The organism is Rhodococcus sp. CX (assembly GCF_015865005.1).
GTDB lineage: Bacteria > Actinomycetota > Actinomycetes > Mycobacteriales > Mycobacteriaceae > Rhodococcus.
This window is the reverse complement of record NZ_JADZGH010000224.1, coordinates 4,171-9,678: the sequence shown is the minus strand read 5'-3', so window position 1 is coordinate 9,678 and position 5,508 is coordinate 4,171. Positions and strand designations below refer to the sequence as shown.

The following is a 5,508-nucleotide window of genomic DNA, read 5'->3' as shown; positions in this document are numbered from 1 at the left end:
TCCTCAACAAGCTCGGTCCGGCGCTCGCCGCCGGCAACACCGTCGTCGTCAAACCGGATCCGCACACCCCGTGGAACGCGACCCGGATCGGGCGGATCATCGCCGAGCGCACCGACATTCCCGCCGGGGTCGTCAACGTCGTCACCACCGACTCGACCGAGGTCGCCGCGCTGCCGGTCGCCGACCCGCGCGTCGACCTGATCTCCTTCACCGGTTCCACCGCAGTCGGCCGCACCATCGTGCGCGAGGGCGCGGCCACCATGAAACGCAACTTCCTGGAACTGGGCGGCAAATCCGCGCTCGTCGTCCTCGACGACGCCGATCCGGCCGCGGCGCTGCGCAGTGCGGTGGGCGTGTGTGTGCACGCCGGTCAGGCGTGCGCGGCAACCAGCCGCATGCTCGTGCACCGCTCGTTGTTCGACGACCTGGTCGAGAACGTGGCCGCGATGTTCGCGTCGGTGCCGGTGGGTGATCCGGCACTGCCCGACACGCTGGTCGGTCCCGTCGTCAGCGCCGCCCAGCGTGCCCGCGTGCTCGACGCGTGCGATCGCGCGGTCGGCGACGGGGCGCGGATCGTCACCGGCGGGGGAGCGGTGTGCGACCTGCCGCCGCACCTGGCGGGCGGTTTCTTCGTCGAACCGACCGTGTTCGTGTGCGAGGACCAGAGCCTGGCGATCACACGCGAGGAGATCTTCGGGCCGGTGCTGGTGATGATCCCGTTCGCCGACGACGACGAAGCGGTTCGTCTGGCCAACGACAGCGACTACGGTCTGGCCGGGGCGGTGCTGTCGGGGTCCACCGAGCGCGGCATGGCCGTCGCGCGGCGCATCCGGACCGGTGCGATCGGCGTCAACGGCGGAATGTTCTACGGCGCCGACGCACCGTTCGGCGGCTACAAGAACAGCGGTGTCGGACGCCAGTGCGGCCTCGAAGGATTCCAGCAATACCTCGAAACGAAAACGATCGGTTGTCGCATGCCGCGTCAGTGACCAGCAGAAGCAGTGAACGTCAATCGCCGACCCGTCGGCACGTCACCGAAGGACGAAATTCATGGTCGAATCCGTCATCGTCGGCGCCACCCGCACCGCGATCGCCCGGTCCTTCAAGGGAGCGCTGGTCGACGTACCGGCGGAAACCCTCGCCGAGACCGTCCTGACCGAGGCGGTGCGCCGCGCCCGCATCGACCCGTCCCACGTCGACGACGTCATCTTCGCCGAATTGAACTACGGCGGTGGCGATCTCGCGCGCTACGCGGCGGTGGCCGCGGGCATGACCACGGTGCCCGGGCAGGCCGTCAACCGGCACTGCGCCGGCAGCCTGACCGCCATCTCGAACGCGGCCGCGCACATCGGGGTCGGCATGGAACGGGTGATCGTGGCCGGTGGTGTGCAGTCCCTGTCGACCTCGCCGATCATGAAGTGGCGCGTGCCGGGGGCCGACATGGAGTTCCGGGAGCCGTGGATGCCACCGTCGCACCCGGAAACACCGGACGCACCGACCCTCGACATGGCGATCACCGTCGGCTGGAACACCGCGCAGGCGGCCGGGATCAGCCGAGAGGAGATGGACGCCTGGGCCGAACGTTCGCATCGTCGTGCCGTCGCCGCGATCGACACCGGCAAGTTCGTCGACGAGATCGTGCCGATCAAGGTGCAGCGGCCCGACGGTTCGGTGCTGGACTTCGCGGTCGACGAACATCCGCGCCGCGACACCACCCTCGAACGCCTCGCGTCGCTGCCGGTGCTGCACCCGGAGATCGAGGGCTTCTCCATCACCGCCGGTAACAGCAGCGGTATCAACGACGCCGCGGCCGCGGTGACGCTGGTCGCCGGAGACTACGCCGTCTCCGAGGGGCTCGAGGTGCTCGGCACGGTCCGGGCGTGGGCGAATGCGGCCCTGGCTCCGCGGGACACCGGGCTCGGCGCGGTCGCGGTGATCGGCAAGGTCCTCGACCGGGCGGGATTGGCCGCCTTGGATGTGACGCTGTGGGAGATCAACGAAGCGTTCGCGTCGGTTCCGATCGCCGCGTGCCGCGAGTACGGACTCGACGAGGAACGGGTGAACTTCTCCGGAAGCGGTTGCAGCCTCGGTCATCCCATCTCCGCGTCCGGGGCCCGCATGGTCACCACCCTGCTCTACGAACTGCGGCGCCGCGGCGGCGGAATCGGTGTCGCCGCGATGTGTGCCGGCGGCGGGCAGGGCGGCGCGGTCGTCGTCGAGGCCTGAAAAAGCCCACGAAATTCTTCGCCACGAAACTTATCGGGAGGCAAACGGTGTCGGACGAAGTACTGCGGGAACGCCGCGGACGCACGTTGGTGATCACGATCAACCGGCCGGACGCGCGCAACGCCGTGAACCTGGCCGTCAGCCGGGGCCTGGCCGACGCGGTCGACGAACTCGACGAGAGCCCCGAACTGTCGGTCGCGGTGCTGACCGGCGCGGGCGGCAACTTCTGCGCGGGCATGGACCTGAAGGCGTTCGCCGCCGGCGAGATCGTCGCGATCCCCGGCCGGGGCATGGGCTTCACCGAACGACCGCCCACCAAGCCGATCATCGCCGCGGTGGAGGGATACGCGCTCGCGGGCGGAACGGAACTCGTGCTCGCGACCGACCTGGTAGTCGCGTCGACGACCGCGAAATTCGGGATCCCCGAGGTCAAACGCGGCCTGGTCGCCGGCGGTGGTGGGCTGCTGCGGCTGCATCGGCGCATCCCGTACCAGAAGGCTCTCGAACTGGCGCTGACCGGCGACAGCTTCACCGCCGAGCAGGGGCACGGGTACGGCTTCGTCAACGTGCTCGCCGAGCCGGGCAAGGCCCTCGACGAGGCGCTCGCCCTGGCCGAGCGGATCACCGCGAACGGACCCCTCGCGGTCGCGGTCACCAAGGACATCATGACCAGGTCGCGCGGCTGGTCGGACGACGAGATGTGGCAGAAGCAGCTCGAGCTCATCCTCCCGGTGTTCACGTCGCAGGACGCGAAGGAAGGCGCGCTGGCCTTCGCCGAGAAGCGCGCACCGCAATGGACCGGCGCCTGAGCGCACACGACAACCCCTGGAGGAACTGTGGCTTTCGAAGGTGAAGTAGTCCTCGTCAGCGGCGGCGCCGGCGCACGGTGCCGGTGCGGCCGTCGTCATCGCCGACGTCAACGACGCCAAGGCCGGTGCCCTGGCCGAGGAACTCGGCAACAAGGCCGTGTACGTCCGCACCGATGTCCTCGACAGCGCGAGCATCGAGGCGGCATTGGCGGCTGCGGACGAGTTGGGCACGCTCCGGTACGCGGTGATCGCCCACGGCGGTTTCGGGGTGCTCGAGAAGGTCGTCAACCGGGACGGCAGCCCCCACACGTTCGAGGGATTCACCGACACCATCGCGCTGTACCTGAGCGGCACCTACAACGTGCTGCGGCTGACCGCCGCGAAGATCGCCGAGCTCGACCCGAAGCCGAACGGGGAGCGCGGCGCGATCGTGATGACGAGCTCGATCGCCGGGTACGAGGGGCAGATCGGACAGTCCGCCTATGCCGCGGCGAAGGGCGGTGTGAACGCCCTGACCCTGACCGGTGCCCGCGACCTCAGCGCGGTCGGCATCCGCCTCAACAGCATCGCACCCGGGACCGTGCGCACCCCGATCATGGAGTTCCTCGGAGAGGAGAAGCTCGCCAAGTTCGCCGAATCGGTGCCGTTCCCGAAGCGGCTCGGCACCCCGGACGAATACGCCTTCCTCGCGCAGCACCTGCTCGAGAACCCGTACATCAACGGCGAGGTGGTGCGCCTCGACGGGGCGCAGCGATTCCAGCCGAAGTAGGCGCCGAGGTCCGGGCGGCGACGAGGGGCGCCGCCCGGACCTCGGGATCGACTGCGGGGTGGCGGTGAGGCAGGCACCATGAACAGATGGCTGAGGCGACCGTCGGTCTGCACACCCGCCGGGGCCGGTGGGTCGTCACCGCCACCGTGCTCGGCTCGAGCCTCGCCCTGTTGGACGGCACCGTCGTCAACATCGCGCTGCCGCGCATCGCCGCCGACCTCGGCTCCGGTGTCGCCGGCATGCAGTGGGTGCTCAGCGGCTACACGCTGACCCTGGCGTCGTTGATCCTGCTCGGCGGCGCACTCGGTGACCGGTGGGGGAGGCGGCGCGTATTCGTCTGGGGCACAGTGTGGTTCGCGGCAGCCTCGTTGTTGTGCGGACTCGCGCCGAACGTCACCACGCTGGTGATCGCGCGAATCCTGCAGGGAGTGGGCGCGGCCCTGCTCACGCCGGGATCCCTCGCACTGATCTCGGCCACCATCCGGGGTGACGACCGCGGCGCCGCGATCGGCCTGTGGTCCGGCTTCGGCGGTGTTGCCGGCGCCGTCGGCCCGCTGCTCGGCGGCTGGATGGTGGAGGTCGCGGGCTGGCGGTCGGTGTTCCTGCTGAATCTGCCCCTCGCCGCTGTCGTCGTGTGGGTGGCGCTGCGTCACGTGCCGGAGAGTTGCGATCCGTCGCCACCGGATCGGCTCGACGTCGCGGGCGCGGTCCTGGGTGCGGTCGGGCTGGGCCTGGTGACCTACGGCCTGATCGAGGCGCAGCCCGTTGTCGCCGGTGTGGGCGTCGTGGTGCTGGTGGCGTTCGTGCTGGTCGAGCGGCATTCCCCGGTCGCGTTGATCCCGCCGGATCTGTTTGCCTCCCGACTGTTCACGGCCGCGAACCTGGTCACGTTCACCGTCTACGCCGCGTTCGGCGGCGTTTTCTTCCTGCTGGTGCTGCAACTGCAGCTCGTCGTCGGCTACTCGCCGATCCTGGCGGGCACGGCCACGATCCCGATCACCGTCCTGATGCTGCTGCTGTCCTCGCGGGCGGGTCGCTACGCCCAGCGGCACGGTCCGCGCGGGCCGATGACGGTGGGGCCCGCCGTCGCGGCGGTCGGGTTGCTGCTCATGCTGCGCATCGACGCGGACGCGTCCTACCTGCGGGACGTGCTGCCCGCGGTCGTCGTGTTCGGTCTCGGACTCTCGTCGCTGGTGGCACCCCTGACGGCGGCGGTGCTCGGTGCGGTGCCGGTCGCACGCTCCGGGATCGCGTCCGGGGTCAACAACGCGGTGGCACGCACCAGCCAACTGCTCGCCGTCGCCGCACTGCCCGGGCTCGCCGGGATCGGCGGTGCGGCCCTCACCGACGCGGCCACGTTCGACCGCGGGTTCGACATCGCGATGCTGATCTGCGCCGGCTTGCTCGCGGTCAGTGCGGTCCTCGCGGCTGCCCTCATTCCCGGACCGGCGGCCGCGGTGCCCGCGGATTCGGTGGCGTGCAAGCCGCACTGTGACGTCACCGGCCCGGCGGTGCAGCCGGACATTGCCGGTCCCGACGCCGAGCCCTGAACCCGAGGAGCCGCCCGACCGCTCGTGCGTGCTTTCGGTAGCGGCAACTACCGGAACCACGCACGAGCACGGGAATCAGGGGAAGAGTTGTCCACACCCGCCCGATCCATCCACAGATTCGGGTTTTCCCACCCGACGGGGTCGATCGGCGATC

At 70.0% G+C, this 5,508-nt stretch carries 4 protein-coding genes and 1 pseudogene; all 5 read left to right on the top strand.

Going from position 1 to position 5,508, the window contains the following annotated elements; genetic code table 11:
• On the top strand, nucleotides 1–989 hold a 989-nt coding region (locus I0Q12_RS33825; RefSeq protein WP_231611374.1), incomplete at its 5' end, for an aldehyde dehydrogenase family protein.
• Between the two features lie 61 nt (nucleotides 990–1,050).
• Nucleotides 1,051–2,226, top strand: coding sequence for a thiolase family protein (locus tag I0Q12_RS24790; protein ID WP_197255679.1), 1,176 nt, complete (start codon nucleotides 1,051–1,053; stop codon nucleotides 2,224–2,226).
• Nucleotides 2,227–2,273: 47 nt separating this feature from the next.
• Complete coding sequence (locus I0Q12_RS24785) at nucleotides 2,274–3,035, top strand: crotonase/enoyl-CoA hydratase family protein (protein ID WP_197255677.1); 762 nt, start codon at nucleotides 2,274–2,276, stop codon at nucleotides 3,033–3,035.
• 27 nt (nucleotides 3,036–3,062) lie between these two features.
• Nucleotides 3,063–3,804: pseudogene (locus tag I0Q12_RS24780) on the top strand (SDR family oxidoreductase).
• A gap of 86 nt (nucleotides 3,805–3,890) precedes the next feature.
• Nucleotides 3,891–5,354: an MFS transporter gene (locus tag I0Q12_RS24775; protein WP_197255675.1), complete on the top strand. Its 1,464-nt coding sequence runs from the start codon at nucleotides 3,891–3,893 to the stop codon at nucleotides 5,352–5,354.
• Nucleotides 5,355–5,508: the final 154 nt, after the last annotated feature.

Bases quoted from the DNA above. Each gene is read 5' to 3' on its own strand.
- I0Q12_RS24790 (WP_197255679.1), top strand. From the start codon at position 1,051: ATGGTCGAATCCGTCATCGTCGGCGCCACCCGCACCGCGATCGCCCGG.
- I0Q12_RS24775 (WP_197255675.1), top strand. From the start codon at position 3,891: ATGGCTGAGGCGACCGTCGGTCTGCACACCCGCCGGGGCCGGTGGGTC.